This is a genomic window from Roseobacter sp. YIN89, from assembly GCF_057219365.1.
On record NZ_JBXVVD010000002.1, the window covers coordinates 966024 to 988315 of the forward strand.

The 22292-nt window shown below is 57.1% G+C and carries 19 protein-coding genes and 1 pseudogene; 11 read left to right on the forward strand and 9 right to left on the reverse strand.

Annotation, left to right across the window (positions count from 1 at the left end; genetic code table 11):
* Position 1: 1 nt before the first annotated feature.
* Positions 2-637 carry a cation efflux transmembrane domain-containing protein gene (locus AC2D8V_RS10925; protein ID WP_484733556.1) on the forward strand — a complete coding sequence of 212 codons (636 nt, stop codon included), beginning with the start codon at positions 2-4 and terminating at the stop codon, positions 635-637.
* Between the two features lie 118 nt (positions 638-755).
* Here AC2D8V_RS10925 and AC2D8V_RS10930 read toward each other — a convergent pair whose 3' ends face one another.
* From AC2D8V_RS10930 to xylA, 5 genes and pseudogenes are all read right to left on the reverse strand, one after another.
* On the reverse strand, positions 756-1307 hold the full coding sequence (locus AC2D8V_RS10930; protein ID WP_484733557.1) for a hypothetical protein: 552 nt from the start codon (positions 1305-1307) through the stop codon (positions 756-758).
* A 133-nt stretch (positions 1308-1440) separates the two neighbouring features.
* Positions 1441-2514 carry a tyrosine-type recombinase/integrase gene (locus AC2D8V_RS10935; protein ID WP_484733558.1) on the reverse strand — a complete coding sequence of 358 codons (1074 nt, stop codon included), beginning with the start codon at positions 2512-2514 and terminating at the stop codon, positions 1441-1443.
* Positions 2515-3104: 590 nt separating this feature from the next.
* Positions 3105-3833, reverse strand: a pseudogene (locus AC2D8V_RS10940) (IS6 family transposase).
* 344 nt (positions 3834-4177) lie between these two features.
* Positions 4178-5164: a glucokinase gene (locus tag AC2D8V_RS10945; RefSeq protein WP_484733559.1), complete on the reverse strand. Its 987-nt coding sequence runs from the start codon at positions 5162-5164 to the stop codon at positions 4178-4180.
* A 111-nt stretch (positions 5165-5275) separates the two neighbouring features.
* Complete coding sequence (gene xylA, locus AC2D8V_RS10950; RefSeq protein ID WP_484733560.1) at positions 5276-6583, reverse strand: xylose isomerase; 1308 nt, start codon at positions 6581-6583, stop codon at positions 5276-5278.
* A 188-nt stretch (positions 6584-6771) separates the two neighbouring features.
* Here xylA and AC2D8V_RS10955 point away from each other — a divergent pair, with 188 nt between their 5' ends.
* The gene (locus tag AC2D8V_RS10955) at positions 6772-7977 is read left to right on the forward strand and encodes an ROK family protein (RefSeq protein WP_484733561.1); all 1206 of its coding nucleotides are present in this window, start codon (positions 6772-6774) and stop codon (positions 7975-7977) included.
* Here the strand turns inward: AC2D8V_RS10955 and xylB are convergent.
* The 4 genes from xylB to AC2D8V_RS10975 all read right to left on the reverse strand — a co-directional run bounded on the left by xylB (position 7974) and on the right by AC2D8V_RS10975 (position 11848).
* A complete protein-coding gene (xylB, locus tag AC2D8V_RS10960; RefSeq protein ID WP_484733562.1) occupies positions 7974-9434 on the reverse strand; it encodes a xylulokinase in 1461 nt (486 codons plus the stop codon). The two genes, AC2D8V_RS10955 and xylB, sit on opposite strands and share 4 nt — an antisense overlap.
* Positions 9435-9516: 82 nt before the next feature.
* Positions 9517-10134 (reverse strand): glutathione S-transferase, encoded by a 618-nt coding sequence (locus AC2D8V_RS10965; RefSeq protein ID WP_484733563.1) that lies wholly within the window; start codon positions 10132-10134, stop codon positions 9517-9519.
* Positions 10135-10190: 56 nt separating this feature from the next.
* A complete protein-coding gene (locus tag AC2D8V_RS10970; RefSeq protein WP_484733564.1) occupies positions 10191-10595 on the reverse strand; it encodes an aconitase X swivel domain-containing protein in 405 nt (134 codons plus the stop codon).
* Positions 10592-11848, reverse strand: coding sequence for an aconitase X (locus tag AC2D8V_RS10975; protein ID WP_484733565.1), 1257 nt, complete (start codon positions 11846-11848; stop codon positions 10592-10594). Before AC2D8V_RS10975 ends, AC2D8V_RS10970 begins: the two co-directional genes overlap by 4 nt.
* 146 nt (positions 11849-11994) lie before the next feature.
* Here AC2D8V_RS10975 and AC2D8V_RS10980 point away from each other — a divergent pair, with 146 nt between their 5' ends.
* From AC2D8V_RS10980 to glnT, 9 genes are all read left to right on the forward strand, one after another.
* Positions 11995-13245, forward strand: coding sequence for a sarcosine oxidase subunit beta family protein (locus AC2D8V_RS10980; protein WP_484733566.1), 1251 nt, complete (start codon positions 11995-11997; stop codon positions 13243-13245).
* On the forward strand, positions 13245-13532 hold the full coding sequence (locus AC2D8V_RS10985; RefSeq protein ID WP_484733567.1) for a sarcosine oxidase subunit delta: 288 nt from the start codon (positions 13245-13247) through the stop codon (positions 13530-13532). The genes AC2D8V_RS10980 and AC2D8V_RS10985 overlap by 1 nt, the downstream gene beginning before the upstream one ends.
* Positions 13529-16474 carry a sarcosine oxidase subunit alpha family protein gene (locus AC2D8V_RS10990; protein WP_484733568.1) on the forward strand — a complete coding sequence of 982 codons (2946 nt, stop codon included), beginning with the start codon at positions 13529-13531 and terminating at the stop codon, positions 16472-16474. Before AC2D8V_RS10985 ends, AC2D8V_RS10990 begins: the two co-directional genes overlap by 4 nt.
* The gene (locus tag AC2D8V_RS10995) at positions 16467-17027 is read left to right on the forward strand and encodes a sarcosine oxidase subunit gamma (RefSeq protein ID WP_484733569.1); all 561 of its coding nucleotides are present in this window, start codon (positions 16467-16469) and stop codon (positions 17025-17027) included. Before AC2D8V_RS10990 ends, AC2D8V_RS10995 begins: the two co-directional genes overlap by 8 nt.
* A gap of 120 nt (positions 17028-17147) precedes the next feature.
* Positions 17148-17795, forward strand: a complete 648-nt coding sequence (locus tag AC2D8V_RS11000; protein ID WP_484733570.1) for a helix-turn-helix domain-containing protein — start codon at positions 17148-17150, stop codon at positions 17793-17795.
* A 146-nt stretch (positions 17796-17941) separates the two neighbouring features.
* A complete protein-coding gene (locus AC2D8V_RS11005) occupies positions 17942-18865 on the forward strand; it encodes a class II glutamine amidotransferase (protein ID WP_484733571.1) in 924 nt (307 codons plus the stop codon).
* Between the two features lies 1 nt (position 18866).
* Positions 18867-19544 (forward strand): protein GlxC, encoded by a 678-nt coding sequence (locus AC2D8V_RS11010; RefSeq protein WP_484733572.1) that lies wholly within the window; start codon positions 18867-18869, stop codon positions 19542-19544.
* 12 nt (positions 19545-19556) lie between these two features.
* Positions 19557-20894: an FMN-binding glutamate synthase family protein gene (locus tag AC2D8V_RS11015; protein ID WP_484733573.1), complete on the forward strand. Its 1338-nt coding sequence runs from the start codon at positions 19557-19559 to the stop codon at positions 20892-20894.
* Positions 20895-20960: 66 nt separating this feature from the next.
* Positions 20961-22283, forward strand: a complete 1323-nt coding sequence (glnT, locus tag AC2D8V_RS11020) for a type III glutamate--ammonia ligase (protein ID WP_484733574.1) — start codon at positions 20961-20963, stop codon at positions 22281-22283.
* Positions 22284-22292 lie beyond the last annotated feature (9 nt).

Here is a 22292-nt window from a genome sequence, read left to right on the forward strand (position 1 = left end):
GATGGCAGGTTGCTGCGGAAATGACGCCAAGTTCGATGGCGTTTCAGATGAGTACAAACGGCGGCTCTGGATCGTCATCGCGCTAAACGCCACCATGTTCGTCGTTGAGATGACGGCAGGCCAAGTGGCCCAATCTCAGGCGCTGAAGGCAGACGCGTTGGATTTCCTGGGGGATGCCCTGACCTATGGCATCTCACTAGCCGTGATCGGCGCATCCCTCCGTGCCCGCACGAACGCAGCGTTAGCGAAGGGGATCAGCCTCTTTCTGATGGGTGCATGGGTGTTCGGGTCAACAGTCTATCGCGTGTTCTACGTCGGTGTGCCTGCTGCTGAGATCATGGGCATTGTTGGTGCTCTGGCTTTGGCAACGAACCTTGCAAGCGTCTTTCTTCTAATGAGCTACAAGGATGGCGATGCCAACGTTCGCTCGGTCTGGCTTTGCTCACGCAATGATGCCATCGGCAACATAGCGGTCATGATCGCCGCCTTGGGTGTTTGGGGCACGGCGTCCGGATGGCCAGACCTCATCGTGGCCGCGATCATGGCGAGTTTGTTCCTATCGTCATCGTTCCAGATCATTCGCCAAGCGCTCGAAGAACGGCGCCACGGAACTCAGCATGAACACGGGGCCGCTTGACAGAGCAGACGTGTGCTGCGTTCCGACGAATATGGTGGTTGGGCTCAGAGGGCAGTCATTCGCCGCGAACGGGATCTGTGTCTGCTATTCCGCATTTCCGGGACGTCACCCATTTATCTTAGCGATCCACAGGTCGGTAGTGTTCGATCGACTGGATAACCGTATCGAAGTCGCTGTCTAAACCGTGAAGTGGAATACGGACTCTGTGATGCTTCTGAAACCAAAGATCAAGCCGCTGCCAACTTTTCAACCGGATCGGAGCAAGAACGCCCGGAGCCGGGTCGATGATAAGCCATTGCCGACGACCGTAAGTTAGGGCGCCTTGCGAAGCGAGGCGGAACCTATGAATGTCTTCCCAGCGCAATGGCCGCTTGAACGCAAAAGGAAGGTGGAGGCCAGCGCTGCCGACGCGCATCACTATCGGTTTTCGCCACAAAATCCAGAAAAATGGAAGCAGAATTCCGCATAGAAGGATAATAAGAACAACCGCCCACACTGGGTCACTAGACGCCGCTTCGAAACCTGGACCAAAGAGCGCGGCGTAGATTAACAGGCCGAGCAGACCGGATAGCAATACAACGAGGGTAACAACTACACCAATGCGGAAGTGAAAGATCGCCTCCGGTTCCGTGCCCACCAAGTTCAAAGGGCTTGCTTGCTCAAGAGTCATCGGGTGCTCCAATTATCTGGCTGCAAGCTAAGCATGGAAATTGGCTGAATTAAGACCACTCGCCGAGGCCCGCTCTGGGCTTGAAATGACCATTCGCAGCGAGTAGCCGGAGTGCCGGCTTCACTAGCAGCTATCAGCTTTGACGTTCATTTAATTCGGCACACACCGTCTCCATTGCCGGCCTGAGGGCATCCAATGATGGCATCGTGTACCGCTGACCTGTAATCGACAACGGTGTATGATTGAGAAGCCGCCCGACCACCTCTTCAAGAACACCAGCCTCCATCGCGACGGTTGCGAAGGTTCGCCTGTGAGCATGAGGGCTCCACTGCAATTTTCTTGTTCCCGTGATGTGTCCTGCAGACGACTTTGGCGATGGGAATACCCATGTCCGGTTCAACTGCTTGAGCGGTGCTAGAATGTCATGATGGATCTGAAGAATTGGAAGATCGAAGCTGCGTCCGTTTTTAGTCATTGGTAGGTGAATCCGATCCTCGTGGATGTTCTTCCATTCAAGCGTCATCGCTTCGCCTTTCCTCAAACCTGTAAATAACAGCATTTCATAAAAAGCCCTGTGTATCGGATTGTCCAATGCATCCACGGCTTGTTGCCAGTCCCGAAGGTTTTCAATAATCCGGCCATCCGGATTCTCTTCAAACCATTCGATTGCCATCGTCGGACACTCTGGCAAATCGTGAGTGCGGCGGGCGTGATTATAGATTGACCGGAAATACCGAAGTGCATGGTTCGCGGTTGAAGGGTTAGCCGCCAAATGCTGGTGTCGGCGAACAACCATGGACTTTGTTATCTCATCCAGAGGCAGTTTCAGCCAGTCCTTGAGCTGGTTTTCCATGTAAGCCCGAACGCCATGTTTGTATTGATCCGACCTTAGCTTTGGACGGGCCAAATACTCATCCATGGCTGATAGCAATGTAGGAGCGCCAATCTGAGCCACCTTCCCTGCGCCTCGCCCCATCTCCAGCGCCAGTTCCATAGCGGTCTGGCGGGCCGCCTGCGACGAGATCACTGGGTGGCGACCAATCAGTACACGCTTGGTCTGGCCTCCAACGTCTTTCTGGAAATACCAGGTCTTCGACCGCTTCCCAACAAAGAGCACGAGCCCCTTTATCTCGGTGTCCCAGTACTTCTGCGTCCCCTCGGGCGAGAACAAAAGCTTCTTTGCGTAGGTTTCTGTCAGCTTTGGCATTTTGTCGGCTTTTTGTCGGTATTAATCGGAAAAGGTATGAAACGACAGGAAAGCCAAAGACAATTTAAGTCAATAAAAATAATGATATGGAATGAAAATGAATGATGCGGAAAAGTACATCACTTGTTTGGAAGGCTAAGGTCTTACCACTACACAACGCCCGCCCAGTGGGTCCATCTACTATTTCATACCCATACGGGCGTCAAGTGGAACCAATTGAATGACTGTCTCTGCGGCGTGCTGCAAGGGTACTTCAAGCCCTAAGCTGCCGCTCCACATGGCCTAGCCATGCCGCAGTGCGGCCCGTCAGAGCTGCATTTCGCTGCAGTTGCAAGCAAACCCTATAATGCGCGGACCAATCAGCTGCTTGTTGCGTTGGTGACCCGCATGCTCTCTAGAATGATGAATCTGTCTATCTACTTCCCGGCATTTGCAGAATTAGATAGGTATTATAGAGATGGTAGCGTCAGAAGGTGAGGTAACTCGCAGACCAGTAGAGCGCTTTGCGACGCAACCGCGGCAATCATATGGGATAAGGGCGTTTGTGAGATTAAAGGTAAGGGTGCTGGCAGACTAATTCGATCCAGTCTCTACAAGGACAGTGAATCTGTCTTATAACTCGCGCCAAGACCACGCCACTCAGCCAGAGCGGCCGCGCAGTTGAGCTTGAAATTTGATCTCGTAGAAAGGCTGCGTTCCTGATTAAAGTGATTGTAGACCGAAGCGTGTACGGAGGCGGATTTCTGCAAACTTCGCATACGCCGGAAGCGACGCATAGCTCGCTCTCGTCGTCGAAACGGCAGATGTTAATTCTCCACTCGGTTGTTCATCCACCGGCCTATTTCCTGCTTGTTTGCGACGCCAATCTCTTTCAGCGCAGCGCCGTACGATGGCAGCTCGTCCGTGACGATGACTTCTGGGCGACCATGCTTACGCATTGCTTTCTTTAGGAATTTCAAGGCAGCTTTCTGGTCCCGGGTCTATGTCACAAAGCTCTCCAGCACTTCGCCCTCGTGATCGACGGCCTGCCAGAGATAGTGCTGCTCGCCCTTTATCTTAACGAATTTCTCGTCCAGGTGCCATCTCCATTGACTGGATCGCATCCCCTCAATCCGGCGTTCCCGGATCTCCGCGGCAAACATCGACCCGAACCGATGCCACCAGAACCGGACCGCTTCATGGCTGATCTCGACGCCGCGCTCATGCAGCAGATCCTCGACGTTGCGGAGGGACAGCGGGAAACGGTCGTACAGCATCACCGCCAGGCGGATAATTTCCGGGCTACTCTGAATGCCCTTGAACGGGTTAGATTTGGTCATGCACCAAAGCTACGAGACCGCCCTGCCCGCCTCAACAGGAATCGTTCTGACAAAGCCGGCGCAATCGAATATGTCAGCCGGAAACAAGCGTTCAGATCAAAGGCGTTAACCACCGTTTGCGCGCATGGTTGTAATTCAATCGGAGAAATTGCGAGGGCTGCGTGTGATATGCGGGAAAGTGAACAAGCAAACCGTGTACGCGATGGCTCCTTGGCCTAGACCAGAGCCTTCGCATTAAAGACAATATTCAAAGTTCCCGCGCGGGGCTGTCGCGTGTCAGCCCTAGCATGCGCGCCGTACCGGTATTCCTTGATCGTTTTTGCGCACGAATGAGCGCGCCGCCACTACACGTCGAGTTGCGACTGGCTTTCAGCCTGCAAAAAGGCGGCACAACCCCTCAAAGCGGCGTAATCATCCTGAACGACATGAATAGGGAAACTGTTCAAGAAGGCGCCAAACCGCCCCTTGTCGAGAAATGCCCCCTCAAAGTCGAATTCCTGCATGAAAGGCAGTATCGCGCTCGACAGGCCTCCAACCATGTAAATCCCGCCAAAGGGCAATTGCACCAGTGCAAGGTTACCAGTCACCATCGCGAGCAAGCGCGTGAATATCCGTACAGTTTCTACAGCGCGCGCGTCACTGCGCGATGCGCATCCGGCCATGATTTCTGCCGAGGTTGGTGCAGCTTCGACCCCTGCTTCGCTTGCAAGCCACGAATAAATGCGCACCATCCCCCTGCCGGAGAGAATGTCATCAATCGCTGTAAAGCCGTGGCGCGACTCGACATAGGCACACAGCCGCATATCGTCCTCGGTACGGATCGGCATATTCGCATGTCCGCTTTCCGAGGTTGCCACCAACCACCCTGCCCCAGTGCTGAAGACCGGCGTTGCATTGAAACCTGTCCCGACATTGACCACCAGTTTGGCAGCCCGATCATCGGCGGGCAGGCCTTGACGCAAGCATATGAGGTCCTCATCGGCAACGTGGTCAAGAGCATAGCCCTGAGCTTGCAGGTCATTCAGCAGTGCCACATGTTCCACGCCTGTCGCTTCCGTCAGGCTTTGCGTGCTGATGTCCCAGTCCAAATTGGTCAGTCGAGCCTGCCCATTTCGGACAGGACCGGCGACATCTACGCAGACTGCCTTCGCCTTGACACCACCTTCAGCCGTGATGAATTCGTCCAGACATTCTTGTAATCCTGCGTAGTCCGCGTTGCGAAACCTGCGGATGGACGATTTCAGCACGTCCACACCATTACTCAGCGCGACGCGGGTGTTCGTGCCGCCAATATCGGCCACAAGAAAATAGGTATCTGCTGGATGTGACATGGCAGGCTCTTGAAAACAGGTGCGAATGAAAGGCAGGGCTGCAGGCAGCCCGCGTTGCTTCTAGGCAGACACACGGGGCAGGTCAACGCCTGCCCCAACCCGATACGTTGTTCAGACGAAACGGTTGACGTAATTCTCCAACGCTTCTTGGCGTCCGGAGCGGGGTTGCGGATTGATGCTTTCTGAGAGAACACGCGCCTGTATAGCGTCCAGCCCGCTCGCCAGCATTGCGTCAGCTTCCGCACTGTCCCAGCCAGCGTAGCGGGCTTTCAGCGCATCTTCCAACCCGCCGTCCTCGATCATAGCTGCGGCAGCTTTCAACCCGCGCGCGCAGACGTCCATCGCGCCGACATGACCCGCGATCAAATCCTCGGCGTCAATGGACTGGCGTCGCAACTTGGCATCAAAATTCGTACCGCCCGTACCCAGACCTCCCGCCTTGAGGATATGATAGTAGCACAGCGCTACTTCTGGCACGTTGTTAGGGAATTGGTCCGTATCCCAGCCTGACTGATAGTCATTCCGGTTCATGTCGATAGATCCAAGTAAGCCTTCGCTCGCCGCTACGGCAATCTCATGCTCGAACGAATGGCCAGCCAGAATAGCGTGGCCCTGCTCGAGGTTCAGCTTGACCTCGTTTTCGAGCCCGTACTTTCGCAGGAATCCTATGCAGGTCGCAGCGTCATAATCGTATTGGTGTTTCGACGGCTCTTGCGGCTTTGGTTCTACGAGTATTGTTCCTTCAAAGCCGATCTTGTGCTTGTAATCGACAACCATATTCAGAAACCGGCCCATGTGATCCAACTCGAGGCCCAGATCGGTGTTAAGCAGGGTCTCGTACCCTTCGCGCCCACCCCAAAGAACATAGTTCTGACCGCCCAGTTTCATCGTAGCGTCCATGCAGCCTTTCACCGTGGCCGCCGCATAGGCGAAAACCTCAGGGTCGGGGTTGGTCGAGGCACCCGCCATCCACCTGCGGTCGCTGAACATGTTGGCCGTGCCCCATAACAGCCCCAGGTCGCGACCCTGCATCTTATCTCCGATGTAGTCTGTGACCTCCTCAAGCGTTGCGAGGTTTTCGGCATAGCTGCCCTGCTCCGGGCGCAAATCCACATCATGAAAGCAAAAGAAAGGAACGTTGAGAATGTCGAACATCTCGAAAGCAACGTCAGCCTTGAGTTTGGCACGCCCCATATCGTCTTGAGGGTGCCACGGGCGTTCAAAGGTATGCCCGCCGAACGGATCCTGCCCTTCCCATGCAAACGAGTGCCAATAAGCCACTGCAAACCGCAAGTGTTCAGCCATTGTCTTGCCCAGAACGACTTCCGAAGGATCGTAATGGCGGTACGCCAGCGCATTGGTACTGCTCGCGCCTTCAAACTTTACCGGGTCGATACCGTCGAAGAATCCTGTGCTCATGGCATGGCCTTTCCATTTTCTTTTGCACGCGTTGAACGCCCATCTGGCAATTTTCGCATCAAGCTTTGATCGCAGAGGAACCCAATCTGCTAGTACAGGTGTTCAGTTCAGCGATATTCGAATTTAATTCATATGTCAAAATAAATAGGATACACTACCCGAAATTGGCGACTTGAGAGGGATCAAAGGTGTCCGGAACAAAACAGTCGAATGCGCATACTCTTGCCCCGCGCTGGGTCGGCAGGGTGCGTGTTCTGGACGCCATTCGTCTGCACGGACCAATTGCACGTATTGATATCGCGCAGATTACAGGAATGAGTCCGGCAACTGTAACCGCAGTCACGTCCGAACTTCTTGCCGCGCAGATGATCCGCCCAGAAGATCAAAGCGAAAAGCCCGACAGCATGAAACGCGGACGGCCGCGGGCGCGGCTTGTCCTTAACCCGGCTTCGGCCACGGTGGCCGGTATGAAGGTTGGCGCACAATCCATCACAGTCATGCTAACAGATTTCACCGGGGCAGTGATTGGTCACGCCGAGCACCCTTTGCCGCAACGCCAATATTCTCCCGAAGGTTTGCGATCGGAAGTCATGGATGCTTTGCAAGCCGCCTGCCAACGGAACGCGTTGCCTGTCAGCGCGCTGTCGGCCGTGGTGATCGGGCTGGCAGGTTATGTCGATGGTGCCACAGGTTTTGTCCACTGGTCATCCTCCCTCACAGACAGGAGCGTCGGGTTCGCCGCCGACCTGCAAGCGGTCATGCCCTGCCCCGTTTTTATCGAGAACGATGTAAACCTTGTCGCCAAGGCCGAGCACCTATTCGGATTGGGCAGGGGATTGGATAGTTTTCTGGTCGCAACGGTCGAACACGGTATCGGGCTTGGAATCGTTTTGAACGGAGCGCTGCATCGTGGCGCGCGGGGGTGTGGAGCGGAATTCGGCCACACCAAAATCACGCCCGACGGGCCATTGTGCCAATGCGGGCAAACCGGATGTCTGGAAGCCTACGCCGGCGAATACGCCGTCGTGACCGCAGCCAACCGCGCAGCAGATCATGACGCGTTTGTTGACTTTGATGCGGTCGTGTCCGCCGCGCAACAAGGTGACAAGGCCGCAACGGGCGCAGTCGCAATGGCGCAGCGCAGCTTTGCGATGGGGCTGGCCAATCTGATCAATCTGTTCGATCCGCAGGAAATTATTGTCGCAAGCCAGATTGGAGCAGCACACCCGTTGTGTGCGCCAGAAGTCTTTGCGCAGGTACGCGCCATGGTCGCCCAGTTGGACGCCCCGACACCCCGACTGCGTGCGCACGGATGGGACGATCTGATGTGGGCACGCGGCGCGGCGGCTCAAGCGTTAGAGGAGGTCGCCGCACTCAGGACGAGGGCTCTTTAACGTGATCCCAAAGCGTCGGTAATCGCGGGATACATTTTCCGCCACGTCTTCCAGCGTGCCTGATACTGCGCGGCCAACGCAGGGTTCGGCTCCTGCACAGAGCCGATTTTTGGTTGTGACATGATTTCCTGCAACGCACCTGCCCCGGCAGCGGCCATGCCAAGCCGTGCCGCCCCTTGCGCCGCACCAAACTCCCCGCCAGCCGGAATAGACAAAGGCACGTCCAAAACAGTTGCGAGCGTATCGCGCCAGAAAGCAGACCGTGCGCCCCCACCCATCGCCAAGACACTGGAAAACCGGGTACCTGTGCCTTCTAGCGCCGCAAGACAATCGCGCAGCGCAAAGCAGACACCTTCGATAACTGCCTGCGTGAGGTCAGCAGGCCCGTGGCTGACATCAAGGCCAATGAACGCGCCACGAACCCGCGCATCATTATGCGGCGTGCGTTCACCGGACAGGTAAGGCAGGAACATCAGGTCGGAAGGTCCCCGCGCATTGTCCGGTAGTAATCCTGCAAGCTCAGCCGGGCTTTGCCCCAAAGAACGCGACAGCCAGTTCATGCAATCTGTCGCCGCAAGGATGACCCCCATCTGGTACCATGTTTGCGGCACCGCATGACAAAATGTGTGCACCGCAGTCGCAGGATCAGGAGCAAAAGTATCTTTTGCGGCCAGCAGAACGCCAGAGGTACCCAATGATACGAACCCCTGCCCTTCCTCAAAGCAGCCCGCACCACAGGCCGCCGCAGCATTGTCGCCAGCACCGCCTGCAATCACCACCGGCCCCGTGATCCCCCATCGGTCGCGCAAGGCTTTGCGCATCTCGCCGCTGGGCTCGTTGCCCTCGCACAGGCGAGGCATCTGATCGCGCCGCATATTGCTCGTTGCAAGCGCTGCATCCGACCAATCGCGCTTGCCCACATCAAGCCACGAGGTTCCAGCCGCATCCGACATTTCGCCAACATGCTCGCCCGTCAGCCAAAGCCGTAAATAGTCTTTTGGCAGCAGCACTTTTGCAATTTGGGCAAAGAGCTCCGGTTCGTTCTTTTCCAACCACATGACCTTGGGCGCGGTGAACCCTGGAAAAACGATATTACCAGTGATGTCCCGCATCTGCGGCTGCGCATCAAGCCAAGCGGCTTGCTCGGCGGCGCGGGTATCATTCCACAGCATGCACGGGCGCAACACATGGTCTTTGCTGTCCACAAGCGTGGCACCATGCATCTGACCGCTCAGTCCAATTCCCTTTACCGCGGCAAACGCCGCCGGGTGCCGCGCAGCAAAAGCATCAAAAGCGGTCTCGCAGGCCGCTATCCAATCGGCGGGATCCTGTTCAGACCAACCAGACTTGGGATGCGGGTTTTCGTAATGGTTTTCGGCGGCGTCAAGCACGGCACCTGCTTCGTCGCACAGAATTGCCTTCAGCCCCGATGTGCCCAAGTCCAGACCTATGTACATGGCAGTTCCTCCTGCTGCGCCGGGGTGCAGATGTAGCCGGATTGTGCGTTCCCACGCAAGCCAAAGCCCGCAGGGGCCTCATTTACGGGAAAAAAACGGGCGGGTCTCCTGCATGCCATTGCGGGAATTTGGGCATAATCACTTCAAGGCAGTCGCAGTCGAGAAAACGTGTTAACCACCCTCGAACACGTGGGCCTGCATCCGCGTCGAACCTTGCCTTGTCGATAAAGGCAAACTGCCGGACGAAGGGCAGCAGCGCATAATCAGCAAGGCTGGGTGCCCCATAAACCCACTGTGTCATGTCACGTTCCAAATCGTGCAAAAAGGCCATTGCTCTGTCACGCATCGCTTCAGGATCGGCGTCAGGATAGCGTGTTGCGTATTTTGTCCTGTCCAGCGCGTGCTTGAATGGCCCGTCGCACCGCGCGATCAGATCCCACCCCTCGTCGGGCATGTCCAACCACCGGTTCGGGTCGCTTTTCCTAAGCGCCCAAACCATTATATCGAGGCTTTCGTCCAAGGTGGTCTCAGGTGTGACAAGGCACGGCACTGTCCCGCTGTCAGAGGCGTCAAGAAAGGCTTGTGGTTTGTCGCGCAGCACCACCTCGCGCAGTTCCACTTTGGCACCCGCCGCCACGATCGCCAACCGGGCGCGCATAGCATAAGGGCAGCGGCGGAAGGAGTAGAGTACGGGTGTCATGGCCGCTACACTGGCAGTTTCACAATCGGTCCACAACCAGCGCTGCACTAACAAGATCAGCCGAGTTCCATGATCTGCCCCGACGCTGACAAAATCAGATTTTGACCGGTTTGAAACGGGGGATTTGCCAACACGAGCAGGGAGATCACCGGCCATCCCATTTCGGCCGAAACCACGACCCCAATGGGAAGGATTGCATCTCTCTTGCCCAGAATGATTGCGCGCGGCGCACGCCCATTGTGCAACAATTCCAGCAGGATAGCGGACGAACTGCTCGACCCGATCGGTTCGGGGACCACACAGATTTGATCGCATATCGTTTGGTTCTCCTGCGGATGGCCAGCCAACGTCACGCGGGAGGTGTCAGGGCAAATGCCGCCCCAAAAGCTGATCGGCGCATCAAAACGCAAAACCGGGCCCTGCGCTGTGCCGGGCCACAAGACTTCGGCGCGCCACGTCACAAGCTGCCCCGATCGTCGGGAACGATTTTGCCCGCTTGCGCCGAGGTGATACAGCTTTGCATGCTACCAAGCACTGTCGCATGCCCCGTGTTGCCTTCGCCATAATGCGCGAACTTGGCGGAATTGGTCATCATGACGCCCGGAACATCGGGCAGAACGGGCGTCACGACTACACATGTGTCGACAACAAAGACGGCGCCCAGCGCTTTCAAGGCCATGTCTGCACCCGTCCGGGCCAGCGCATGCATGGTGTGCCGACCAGTGCAAAGATACACCGGCACGGAGAATTTACGGTCACCTGTGAGTGCCAGAATTTGCTGGCATTCCCGGGCTGACAGATGCGGGCTTCCCATGGCAACGCAATCAATTCTGGCACCTGGTGCAAGCGTGCTCAGATGATCACGCTCCGCCCGCAGCATCTGTTCATCCACACAAACGCGCGGCAGCGACGGATCAGCCCCCGTGACACGGGCAAGATCTGCGGCTTCGGGCGTTACCCCCACCACGTGCAAAAGACCGACGGCACCGGTCGCTGCCGCACCGGCGAACAGCGCTTTCAAATTGTCGTCGTCCGGCGTTGCTTGCAGACCCGTGACCGCCACCACTGCTTCTCCTGATCGCCGCCCGATCAGCGCCCCCAATACGGGGTAGAAGATATCCATTGCCTGCAAGGAAGGCGGAATCCTTGAGATATCGAAAACAAGTGCGGCGCGTCGGTTATCGGGAACATGCAGACCGTAATACGGTGCCCGTCCCGCAATCGCGCAGGCAATATCGAGAAAATCACCATAACGATTGGTACGCGCGCCAAGGGCTGAGTTAACAAAGGCAACTGCGTTGGATTCTCCCCACGCCACATCCGTACCCTGCTCGGGCCGCGCACCCGCCTGATATGGCGCGCAGGTCCAACTGGGTTTGCAGCCCATTTTCTCATGCGCCACCATCAGTCTGAATGCCAGTTTCCGCACTTCTCCCTGCAGGCGTGACTGCAGGGGATCAAGCAAATTCAGCGCCCCGACATTTGTGGTGGCGGGTACACAAACCCGAGCACCCGCCTCGACCAGCATTTCGCAAAAGAGCGTACCGGACTTTCCGTGATACAGGCATCCATCAATGTGCGCTGAGGCAATCGGGATGAGCCTTTCCGCCCCCAGCATCCGGCCGGCTTCCGCGACAATGCGCAGGGCGATCATTTCACCTTTTGTCCCGCTGTGACCGCTGAGGATGGTTTTTTCTTGCAGGCTCAGATGCATAAGCGACGCCGCCGGTTGTTTACTGAACACTGCGCTGGAACCGGCCGGATTTCAATCAATGTCGCTCTCGGTCAAGGATTGTGCCGCAATAGCGCTGGTAAATCTTGCTGTCTGTGCCACCTTGCCAGAAAGGAGGCGACTCGCGCATGCGGTATTCGGGATTTCGTGTCATAAAGGAGGCCTTGAGGGGTCATCGCGGGTGGACACCGGCGTGGCGCGACCCCGAACCACAGCCACACTATGATTACGTTATTGTCGGCGGCGGCGGCCACGGGCTAGCCACTGCGTATTATCTCGCCAAAACCTTCGGGCAAAAGCGCATCGCCGTTGTGGAAAAGGGGTGGATTGGAGGTGGTAACGTCGGGCGGAATACGACGATCATCCGATCCAACTACCTGCTGGATGGCAATGAACCGTTCTACGAATTCTCACTGAAATTATGGGAAGGGCTTGAGCAGGATCTCAACTACAATGCGATGGTCAGTCAACGCGGTATTCTCAACCTTATCCATAGCGACGCACAGCGCGATGCATTTATCCGCCGCGGTAATGCGATGATTCTTAATGGCGCGGATGCTGTGTTGCTGACCACCCGCCAGATCAAAGAGCGCTACCCATTTCTGAATGTTGACGACGCCCGCTTCCCGATAAAAGGCGGCCTCGCCCAGCATCGAGGTGGTACTGTGCGCCATGATGCCGTTGCTTGGGGATATGCTCGCGCAGCCGACAGTTTGGGCGTCGATATATTGCAGAACTGCGAAGTAACCGGCTTTCGTATTGAAGGCGGTGTCTGCAAGGGCGTTGAGACGTCACGCGGCTACATCGGTGCCGGCAAGATCGGCACTGCTGTCGCAGGCTCGTCGGGCCGCGTGATGGAAAAAGCAGGCATGCGCCTGCCCATCGAGAGCCATGTTCTACAGGCCTTTGTATCAGAAGGTCTGAAGCCGATACTGCCGGGTGTGGTTACATTCGGTGCCGGCCACTTCTATGTCAGCCAGTCCGACAAGGGGGGTCTCGTCTTCGGCGGCGACATCGATGGATACAACTCGTATGCGCAACGCGGTAACTTGCCCGTTGTCGAAGACGTTTGCGAGGGTGGCATGGCGATCTTCCCGATGCTGGGCCGTGCCCGTGTCCTGCGCATGTGGGGGGGCATCATGGATATGTCCATGGACGGCTCCCCGATTATCGACCGCACCCATATTGATAAGCTCTATTTCAACGGTGGCTGGTGCTATGGTGGCTTCAAAGCGACACCCGCTTCCGGGTACTGCTTTGCCCATCTGCTTGCCAAGAACACGCCGCATCCAGTGGCCACCGAATACCGGTTCGACCGATTTGAAAAGGGTCTGATGATTGACGAAAAGGGGGTGGGCGCGCAGCCCAATCTGCACTGATGATCATTAACCATCCGCTGCTTGGCCCCCGTGACGCCGCCGAATTCACCTATCTCGGCGACGCCCGTCTGACCGACAGACCCGACGGTTTGGCAGACAGCGCAGGTGAAGCGTTCCATGAATACTTGCACCTCCGGGACAATCCTGCAGGAGAGCACAGAGAGCTTTGGTACCACGAAGGCGGCGACAGGTCATGGCTGGTTGTCACGCGCAACACGCTGACCCATGAAATAACAAAAGTAGAACTGGCGCGGGACGTGGCGCGGCAAAAAGGGCGAACTTCATGAGCCAGCCCAATCGCCTGACTGGCGGTCAGATTGACCGCAGCCGCACTCTCAAGTTTCACTTTGACGGGCGGGAGTATCGCGGCCACCCCGGCGATACGCTGGCGTCTGCCCTGTTGGCAAACGGCGTGCGCTTGATGGGCCGCTCTTTCAAATATCATCGACCGCGCGGTCCTTACACAGCAGGATCAGAGGAACCCAATGCCTTGGTCGAATTGCGCGGTGGTTCGCGGCAGGAACCCAACACCCGTGCGACGACCACCGAATTGTTCCACGGGCTTTGGGCCCGCAGTCAGAACCGGGTGGGCTCTTTACGGTTTGACCTGATGGCCGTGAACGACGTGATGTCGCCGTTTCTGACGGCCGGCTTCTACTACAAAACCTTTATGTGGCCGGCAGCCTTCTGGGAAAAAATCTACGAGCCGTTGATCCGGCGTGCGGCTGGACTTGGCTCACTGTCGGGGCGGGCCGATCCGGACTGCTACGACAAAGGATTTTTACATTGCGACCTGCTTGTGGTTGGTGCCGGGCCTGCAGGCCTGATGGCGGCACTGACTGCGGCGCGTGCGGGCAAAAGCGTGATCCTCGCCGACGAGGATTTTCGGCTGGGCGGGCGGCTCAATAGTGAAACACTTGCCGTCGGCGACACAGCGGCAGAGGCATGGGCGCAGGAAGTCGCCGCAGAGCTTGAAAGCATGCCCAACTGCCGCTGCATGTCGCGCACCACCGTTATTGGCGCATTCGACCATGGAATTTACGGCGCTGTTGAGAGGGTGAGCGACCATGTGCATACCCCGTCCCCCGGCAAGCCCCGGCAGACGCTCTGGCGCATCTACAGCAAACGCGCCCTGCTCTGCGCCGGCGCAATCGAACGGGGCATTGCGTTCAACAACAATGACCGCCCGGGCATTATGCTGGGATCAGCCGCACGCACCTACGTCAACCGATTTGCGGCGGCCCCGGCGATGCGGGCGGCGATATTCACCAACTCTGACGAAGGCCACCAGACAGCACGCGATCTGATCGTGAAGGGCGTACAAATTGCGGCAGTGGTAGATACACGTGAGGATGCGCCGCTGTCTTTGGAGTTCGAAGTTTTGCGAGGCGCTCAGGTTGTCGACACCAAGGGACGACACGGCCTTTCTTTTGTCGAGGTACTGCAAGCCGACGGCAGCATGCGCACGCTCGAATGTGGGATGTTGGGCGTTTCCGGCGGTTGGAACCCAAATGTCCACCTGACATGCCATCAACGCGGCTTCCCGAAGTGGCACGAAGATATCTCAGCCTTTGTACCGGGCGATACACTGCCAACGGGCATGTCCGTGGCAGGCGCTGCTGCAGGTGCATTTTCCACCGCCGCCGCCTTGCGCGGAGGCGCGGAAGCCGCCCGCCGCGCCCTGTCGCTGAAGGGACGCGTGCCCGACATACCGCCAGCGGAAGACGCGCCCGTTACTCTCAAGCCATTCTGGTACGTCGAGGGGGCAAGCCGGGCGTGGCTCGACCAGCAAAACGATGTGACGGTCAAGGATGTCCGCTTGAGCTATCAGGAAGGCTTTCGCAGCGTCGAACATCTCAAACGTTATACCACGCTCGGGATGGCGACAGATCAGGGCAAGACGTCGAACATTGGCGGGCTTGCGATCATGGCTGAACTGGCGGGCAAAGCGATCCCCGAGGTCGGCACTACCATATATCGGCCGCCATTCACGCCAGTTGCCATTGGTGCATTTGCCGGGCGCGCGACCGGCAAGCATTTTCATCCCACACGGCTTACCCCAAGTCATCTATGGGCCACCGAACAAGGGGCAGTCTTTGTAGAGGCCGGCAACTGGATGCGCGCACAGTGGTTCCCCCGCGCCGGTGAAACGAATTGGCGTGAAAGCGTGGACCGCGAGGTCACAGCCACCCGCGGATCGGTTGGCGTATGCGACGTGACAACACTTGGAAAGGTTGATGTACAAGGCGCTGACGCCGCGGCTTTCCTGAATCGCATATACTGCAATGGATTTGCCAAGCTGGCGGTCGGAAAAACGCGTTATGGGCTGATGCTGCGCGAAGACGGTATCGCCATGGACGACGGAACCGCGGCCCGTCTCGCCGAAGACCACTTTGTCGTGACGACAACCACCGCAAATGCAGTGAGCGTTTACCGACACATGGAATTCGTGCGGCAGTGTCTGTTTCCGGACATGGACGTGCAACTCATTTCCACAACGGAAGCCTGGGCGCAATTTGCTGTTGCAGGCCCCAATTCACGCAAGGTTTTGCAAAAGATCGTCGACCCAGAATTCGAGATCACGAACGATGCGTTCCCCTTTATGGCCTGCGCGAACGTCACTGTTTGTGGCGGGCTTCGAGCCCGTCTGTTTCGCATTTCTTTCAGCGGCGAACTGGCTTACGAAATTGCGGTGCCAACCCGATATGGCGATGCCCTGATCCGACGGATCATGGACGCCGGCGCCGAGTTCGATATCACCCCATACGGGACCGAAGCTCTTGGCGTCATGCGTATCGAGAAAGGCCACGCCACGGGCAACGAATTGAATGGGACAACCACCGCGCTGAACCTTGGAATGAGCCGCATGGTCAGCACAGCGAAAGACAGCATCGGTTCAGTGTTGTCGCGCCGTGAGGGATTGAACACGCCAGACGCACTCAGGCTCGTTGGCCTTAAACCCGTTTCGCCTGACGCCAAGGTTCCGGCAGGCGCACACCTTATGAATGAAACAGGCCCTGTTGATGCTGCACACGACCAGGGATATGTCACATCGGCCTGTTACTCGCCGACCTTGGGCCACTACATCGCACTCGCTTTCGTCAAAAACGGCGCAGAGCGTTTGGGAGAAACGATGCGCCTTGTCAGCCCGCTGACCGGCGAGGACACCAAGGTCGAACTGGTCAGCGCACATTTTGTGGACCCTGAAGGAGAACGTTTGCGTGACTGATCTACAGCCGCTAACAGCCCTTGGAGGCACAGAAGACCGATGCGACATCATTGGCACCCTGACCTTAAGCGAGAAGAGCGACCTTTCTTTTGCTTCGCTGGCAACACGTCGCGGCGTCGAAACAGGGCAGCGCTTGCGCGATTTGCTGACCGTCGCCGCACCCGGCCCGGGCCGGGCCGCTTTGACCGACAGGTTTTCCGCCATTTGGATGAGCGCCGATCAATGGTTGGTTAGCGCTCCGTTCGACCAGTATCCGGATATTGCAGCCGAACTTGCAAAAGACTGCGGACCGGGCGTGTCAATAACGGATCAGACTGACGCATGGGTGGTCTTTGATCTCGCGGGTGTCGCCGCGGCGGATGCCTGCGAACGCCTCTGTGCGGTTCCCGTACGACAGATGGAGGCCGGGCACGCACAGCGCACAACCGTGCACCAGATGGGATGTTTTCTGATTTGCTTTCAGACCGGCCATCATGTTCGGTTTCTCGCGCCGAGGTCATCGGCGGCGTCGTTTTGGCACGCATTGGAAACCGCCGCGCGATCGGTCGCCTAAAGGTGAACCGGAAACTCGCCGCACTCTGCGCCCACAACAACGGTTTCATTTGCAGGACCGTTTTTATACTGTTGGCAATCAGTTAACCAAATGGGACCGACTGGAATAGGACCACCTGAAATGAGTGCCGATCACGGAGCACAACCCTCAAGCCTGAGCCAAAATCCTCACAGTGTTCGCGAAGAACGCGAGAAAGTGCTCGAAGTCGCCTTAGGGCGCGAGGTCCGCCATCATCGCCGTCTGCAAGGGATTACAGTTGCGGAACTGTCAAATACGACGGGCCTTTCGATCGGCATGTTGTCAAAAATCGAAAACGGTCACACCTCCCCGTCCCTGACCACGCTGCAAACACTTGCGAACGCGCTTTCCGTACCGCTGACCGCCTTTTTCAAAGGATTTGAAGAGCAGCGTCAGGCGGTGCACACAAAGGCGGGTCAGGGCGTCGTTCTTGAACGCGAGGGAACGCGTGCCAACCATCAGTACAATCTGCTGGGGCATATCGGTGCAAATGCAAGCGGCGTTATCGTCGAACCGTATCTTATCACCCTTTCAAACGAGGCAGATATCTTTCCGACCTTTCAGCATGGTGGCATCGAGACGATCTACATGCTGGAGGGCAAGGTAGACTACCGGCATGGCGATGCAGTGTATTCGTTGGCGCCCGGTGACACTCTGTTTTTCGATGCAGATGCACCGCATGGTCCAGAAGGTCTGATTGAGTTGCCAGCACGGTATCTTGCCATCATCAGTTATCCTCAGAACACCTGAACGCACAATTTTGCGGCACTTGAAGCGGCAAGAAATATTACTGCAGGGAAAAAAAGTTTCTCTTTAGTTGAGGCGCGGGCCCGTTGATGGTAGCTAAAAAGGTGGCAATCCAGACGTTGCCAAGCGACCATCAAAGGGGATTCATCATGTGCGGAATTGTCGGCCTTTTCCTTAAAGACGAGGCGCTGCAGCCTGATCTTGGCCGAATGCTTACCACAATGCTCGTCACGATGACGGATCGAGGGCCGGACAGCGCCGGGATCGCGATCTACGGCGAAGAAAAACGAGGGCACGCAAAACTTGTAGTGCAGTCTCAGTCGCCCAAGAAGGGCTTTGCCGGATTACCCGAAGCTTTCCAAAAGCATATCGGCGTCGCCCCTGAGATGACCGTCAAAGACACGCATGCTGTTCTCAGCCTGCCGAGCGAACATTTGGCGGTGGCGCGCGCGGCATTGTCGGAAATTAATCCGAGCCTTCGCACCATGAGCAGAGGCGAAACCATAGAAATCTATAAGGAAGTCGGTCTGCCGAAGGACGTGGCCGCCCGTTTTGATCTGGCAACAATGTCAGGAACTCATGGAATCGGGCACACGCGCATGGCGACGGAGTCAGCAGTGACGACAATGGGGGCGCATCCTTTCAACACAGGGGAGGATCAGTGCCTCGTGCACAATGGGTCGCTGAGCAACCACAACTCGCTGCGACGCAAACTGCGACGCGAAGGTATTCACATCGAAACTGAAAACGATACCGAGGTAGGGGCGGCCTACCTGACCTGGCGTATGCAACAGGGCGCCACGCTTGGGGATGCGCTGCAAAGCAGCCTCAGGGATTTGGACGGTTTTTTCACCTTTGTTGTGGGCACGAAGGACGGGTTTGGCGTCGTGCGCGACCCTATCGCGTGCAAGCCGGCTGTGATGGCTGAAACCGGGCAATACGTGGCTTTCGGCTCGGAATATCGGGCGCTGGTCGACCTGCCCGGAATTGAGAACGCCCGTATCTGGGAACCGGAACCTGCAACCGTATATTTCTGGAGCCACTCAAACTCCCCGACAAAAAAGGCGGCATGAAATGGAAACGATTGATCTTGCCTCGAGCGATTTGCGTACGCTCAATGCCACATTGCACGCGCAATCGGAAAGCACGAACCAGACACTTTGGCAAATCGACAACCCGCGCGGTGCGCATGCGCTGGCCTGCGGTCTTGATGCCCCAATCGAAGTCACCGTCAATGGATCGACAGGGTACTACTGCGCCGGGATGAACCAGCAAGCGACAGTGCACATAAAAGGGTCTGCCGGACCGGGCGTTGCGGAAAACATGATGTCTGGCACTGTGGTTATCGATGGTGACGCCAGCCAGTACGCTGGAGCGACCGGTAACGGCGGCCTGCTCGTGATCAAGGGCAATGCGTCGTCCCGATGCGGGATTTCGATGAAAGGCATCGACATTGTGGTACATGGTAACATTGGTCACATGAGCGCTTTCATGGCGCAATCAGGCAATTTGGTCGTGTGCGGAAACGCGGGCGAAGCACTGGGAGACAGCCTTTATGAGACGCGGATTTTTGTTCGCGGTTCGGTCAAATCGCTTGGCGCGGACTGCGTTGAAAAGGAAATGCGACCGGAACACATCGAGCTGTTGACCGACCTGCTGACGCAGGCCGACGCGGATGCCAAACCGGAAGAATTCAAGCGGTACGGATCGGCGCGCAAGCTCTACAACTTCAATATCGACAACGCATACTAAGGAGGCTGCCAGATGAAAGACGACCACGCTCCCCGCACTGTTCCGATCCAGTCGGCGACCTTCTCAAACCCGGTGAATGCCGAGATACGACGCGCGGCCGCCACGGGTATCTACGACATTCGCGGCGGCGGCGCGAAGCGTAAATTGCCCCACTTCGATGATCTTCTTTTTCTTGGCGCCTCAATGAGCCGCTACCCGCTCGAAGGGTACCGGGAGCGGTGCGATACAGATGTTACCCTCGGCACACGTTTTGCCAAGAACCCAATCAAACTGGATATTCCTGTAACAATCGCGGGTATGTCTTTTGGCGCGCTCTCCGGCCCTGCAAAAGAAGCTTTGGGCCGCGGCGCGACTCTGGCGGGCACGTCAACTACGACCGGCGACGGCGGTATGACCGACGAGGAACGCGGCCATTCGAACAAGCTGATCTATCAGTATCTGCCGTCGCGCTACGGGATGAACCCGAACGACTTGCGACGCGCGGATGCCATTGAGATCGTTGTCGGTCAAGGGGCAAAGCCCGGTGGGGGCGGCATGCTTCTGGGTCAGAAGATTTCGGATCGCGTGGCCGAAATGCGCAACCTTCCAAAAGGGATCGACCAGCGCTCTGCGTGTCGCCATCCTGATTGGACAGGACCAGATGATCTGGAAATCAAGATACTGGAGTTGCGAGAGATCACCGGGTGGCGTGTCCCGATCTACATCAAGGTGGGCGGCGCACGGCCCTATTTCGATACAACTCTGGCCGTAAAGGCAGGTGCCGATGTGGTCGTATTGGACGGCATGCAAGGGGGCACCGCGGCCACTCAGGATGTTTTCATCGAACATGTCGGTCAGCCCATTCTCGCCTGCATCCGCGAATCCGTCCGCGCCCTTCAGGACCTTGGTATGCACCGCGAGGTTCAACTCGTCGTATCGGGCGGTATCCGCACAGGCGCAGATGTCGCAAAAGCCATGGCACTCGGTGCTGACGCGGTGGCGATTGGTACCGCTGCGTTGATCGCACTGGGTGACAATGACCCCAAGTGGCAAGCGGAATACGAAGCGATGGGAACAACGGCGGGAGCCTACGACGATTGGCACGAAGGCCAGGATCCAGCGGGGATCACAACGCAGGATCCCAAGCTCATGGCGCGGCTCGATCCGATCGAAGGAGGTCGCCGGCTGAACAATTACCTCAGGGTCATGACACTTGAGGCACAGACGATCGCCCGGGCCTGCGGCAAAAACCATCTACACAATCTCGAGCCGGAAGACCTGTGCGCCGTCACACTCGAAGCGGCCGCGATGGCCAAGATTCCTTTGGCCGGGACAGACTGGTACCCCGGCAAGCCGGGGACTTCTTACTAGACAAGCCAAGCGCGGCTGGCAAAGAATACCGGGCGCGCACCACGCAGAAGATAACAGGGAAACAGGATGACAACAGATCTGGTCAAATTCGCCGAAGAAAAAGGCGTAAAATATTTCATGGTCTCCTACACCGACATTTTCGGTGCACAGAGAGCCAAGCTCGTGCCAACCGCCGCGATTGGCGAAATGCAGGAGGATGGCGCGGGTTTTGCAGGCTTTTCGACCTATCTCAAGATGAGCCCGGCCGACCCTGACATGCTGGCCATTCCGGACCGGTCTGCCGCAATCCAGCTACCTTGGAAGCCGGATGTCGCCTGGGTTCCCGCCAACCTGATGATGGAAGGCGAAGAGGTCGCGCAGGCGCCACGCAACGTACTGCGTCGCATGGTGGCGGAAGCGGATGCACTGGGGTTGCGGGTCAAAACTGGCATCGAAGCCGAATTCTTTTTGCTGACCGCGGATGCAAGCGAAATCAGCGACCCCAGCGATACGGCAACAAAACCCTGCTATGACCAGCAAGCGCTGATGCGGCGCTATGACGTCATTGCGGAAATCTGCGACTACATGCTGGAACTGGGCTGGGGGCCCTACCAGAATGATCATGAAGATGCCAACGGCCAGTTCGAAATGAACTGGGAGTTTGATGACGTGCTCAAAACCGCGGACAAACACTCGTTCTTCAAATTCATGGTGAAATCGGTGGCCGAAAAGCACGGTCTGCGTGCAACGTTCATGCCCAAGCCGGTAGAGGGCCTGACAGGAAATGGCTGTCACGCGCATGTATCGGTATGGGACAAAGACGGCAAAACCAACGTGTTTGCCACCGACAAAGGCGATGGGCCCACTGGCGAGTTGGGGCTTTCTGAGCAAGGAAAGTATTTTCTTGGCGGCATCATGAAACATGCCACGGCAATGGCAGCGATCACGAACCCGACGGTCAACAGCTACAAACGCATCAATGCGCCGCGCGCGCAATCAGGCGCATCATGGGCGCCAAACACGGTCACGTGGACGGGCAACAACAGAACGCACATGGTACGCGTTCCGGGCCCGGGGCGGTTTGAATTACGGCTCGCAGATGGCGCAACCAACCCATATTTGCTTCAGGCAGTAATTATCGCAGCCGGGCTGCGCGGGTTAGATGAAAAAGCTGATCCCGGCAAGCGATACGACATGGACATGTACGCAGATGGCTACAAGGTGCGTGGCGCACCCAAGCTGCCTCTCAACCTGCTCGACGCACTGCGCACGTTTGACAAGGACAAGGCATTAAAATCGGCATTGGGCGAAGAGTTCTCAGACGCGTTTCTGACACTGAAACATCAAGAGTGGCTTGATTTCTGCGCACATTTTTCCGCGTGGGAGAAAACCAACGCGCTCGACGTTTGAGCTCCCCGT

What these genes read in the sequence shown, in the direction of transcription:
- AC2D8V_RS10990 (WP_484733568.1), top strand. Translation starts at nt 13,529, where the DNA reads ATGAGCCAGCCCAATCGCCTGACTGGCGGTCAGATTGACCGCAGCCGC.
- xylB (WP_484733562.1), bottom strand. Translation starts at nt 9,434, where the DNA reads ATGTACATAGGTCTGGACTTGGGCACATCGGGGCTGAAGGCAATTCTG.
- AC2D8V_RS10925 (WP_484733556.1), top strand. Translation starts at nt 2, where the DNA reads ATGGCAGGTTGCTGCGGAAATGACGCCAAGTTCGATGGCGTTTCAGAT.
- AC2D8V_RS10980 (WP_484733566.1), top strand. Translation starts at nt 11,995, where the DNA reads ATGCGGTATTCGGGATTTCGTGTCATAAAGGAGGCCTTGAGGGGTCAT.
- AC2D8V_RS11000 (WP_484733570.1), top strand. Translation starts at nt 17,148, where the DNA reads ATGAGTGCCGATCACGGAGCACAACCCTCAAGCCTGAGCCAAAATCCT.
- AC2D8V_RS10935 (WP_484733558.1), bottom strand. Translation starts at nt 2,514, where the DNA reads ATGCCAAAGCTGACAGAAACCTACGCAAAGAAGCTTTTGTTCTCGCCC.
- AC2D8V_RS10930 (WP_484733557.1), bottom strand. Translation starts at nt 1,307, where the DNA reads ATGACTCTTGAGCAAGCAAGCCCTTTGAACTTGGTGGGCACGGAACCG.
- xylA (WP_484733560.1), bottom strand. Translation starts at nt 6,583, where the DNA reads ATGAGCACAGGATTCTTCGACGGTATCGACCCGGTAAAGTTTGAAGGC.
- AC2D8V_RS11005 (WP_484733571.1), top strand. Translation starts at nt 17,942, where the DNA reads ATGTGCGGAATTGTCGGCCTTTTCCTTAAAGACGAGGCGCTGCAGCCT.
- AC2D8V_RS10965 (WP_484733563.1), bottom strand. Translation starts at nt 10,134, where the DNA reads ATGACACCCGTACTCTACTCCTTCCGCCGCTGCCCTTATGCTATGCGC.
- AC2D8V_RS10975 (WP_484733565.1), bottom strand. Translation starts at nt 11,848, where the DNA reads ATGCATCTGAGCCTGCAAGAAAAAACCATCCTCAGCGGTCACAGCGGG.
- AC2D8V_RS11010 (WP_484733572.1), top strand. Translation starts at nt 18,867, where the DNA reads ATGGAAACGATTGATCTTGCCTCGAGCGATTTGCGTACGCTCAATGCC.
- AC2D8V_RS11015 (WP_484733573.1), top strand. Translation starts at nt 19,557, where the DNA reads ATGAAAGACGACCACGCTCCCCGCACTGTTCCGATCCAGTCGGCGACC.
- AC2D8V_RS10985 (WP_484733567.1), top strand. Translation starts at nt 13,245, where the DNA reads ATGATCATTAACCATCCGCTGCTTGGCCCCCGTGACGCCGCCGAATTC.
- glnT (WP_484733574.1), top strand. Translation starts at nt 20,961, where the DNA reads ATGACAACAGATCTGGTCAAATTCGCCGAAGAAAAAGGCGTAAAATAT.
- AC2D8V_RS10945 (WP_484733559.1), bottom strand. Translation starts at nt 5,164, where the DNA reads ATGTCACATCCAGCAGATACCTATTTTCTTGTGGCCGATATTGGCGGC.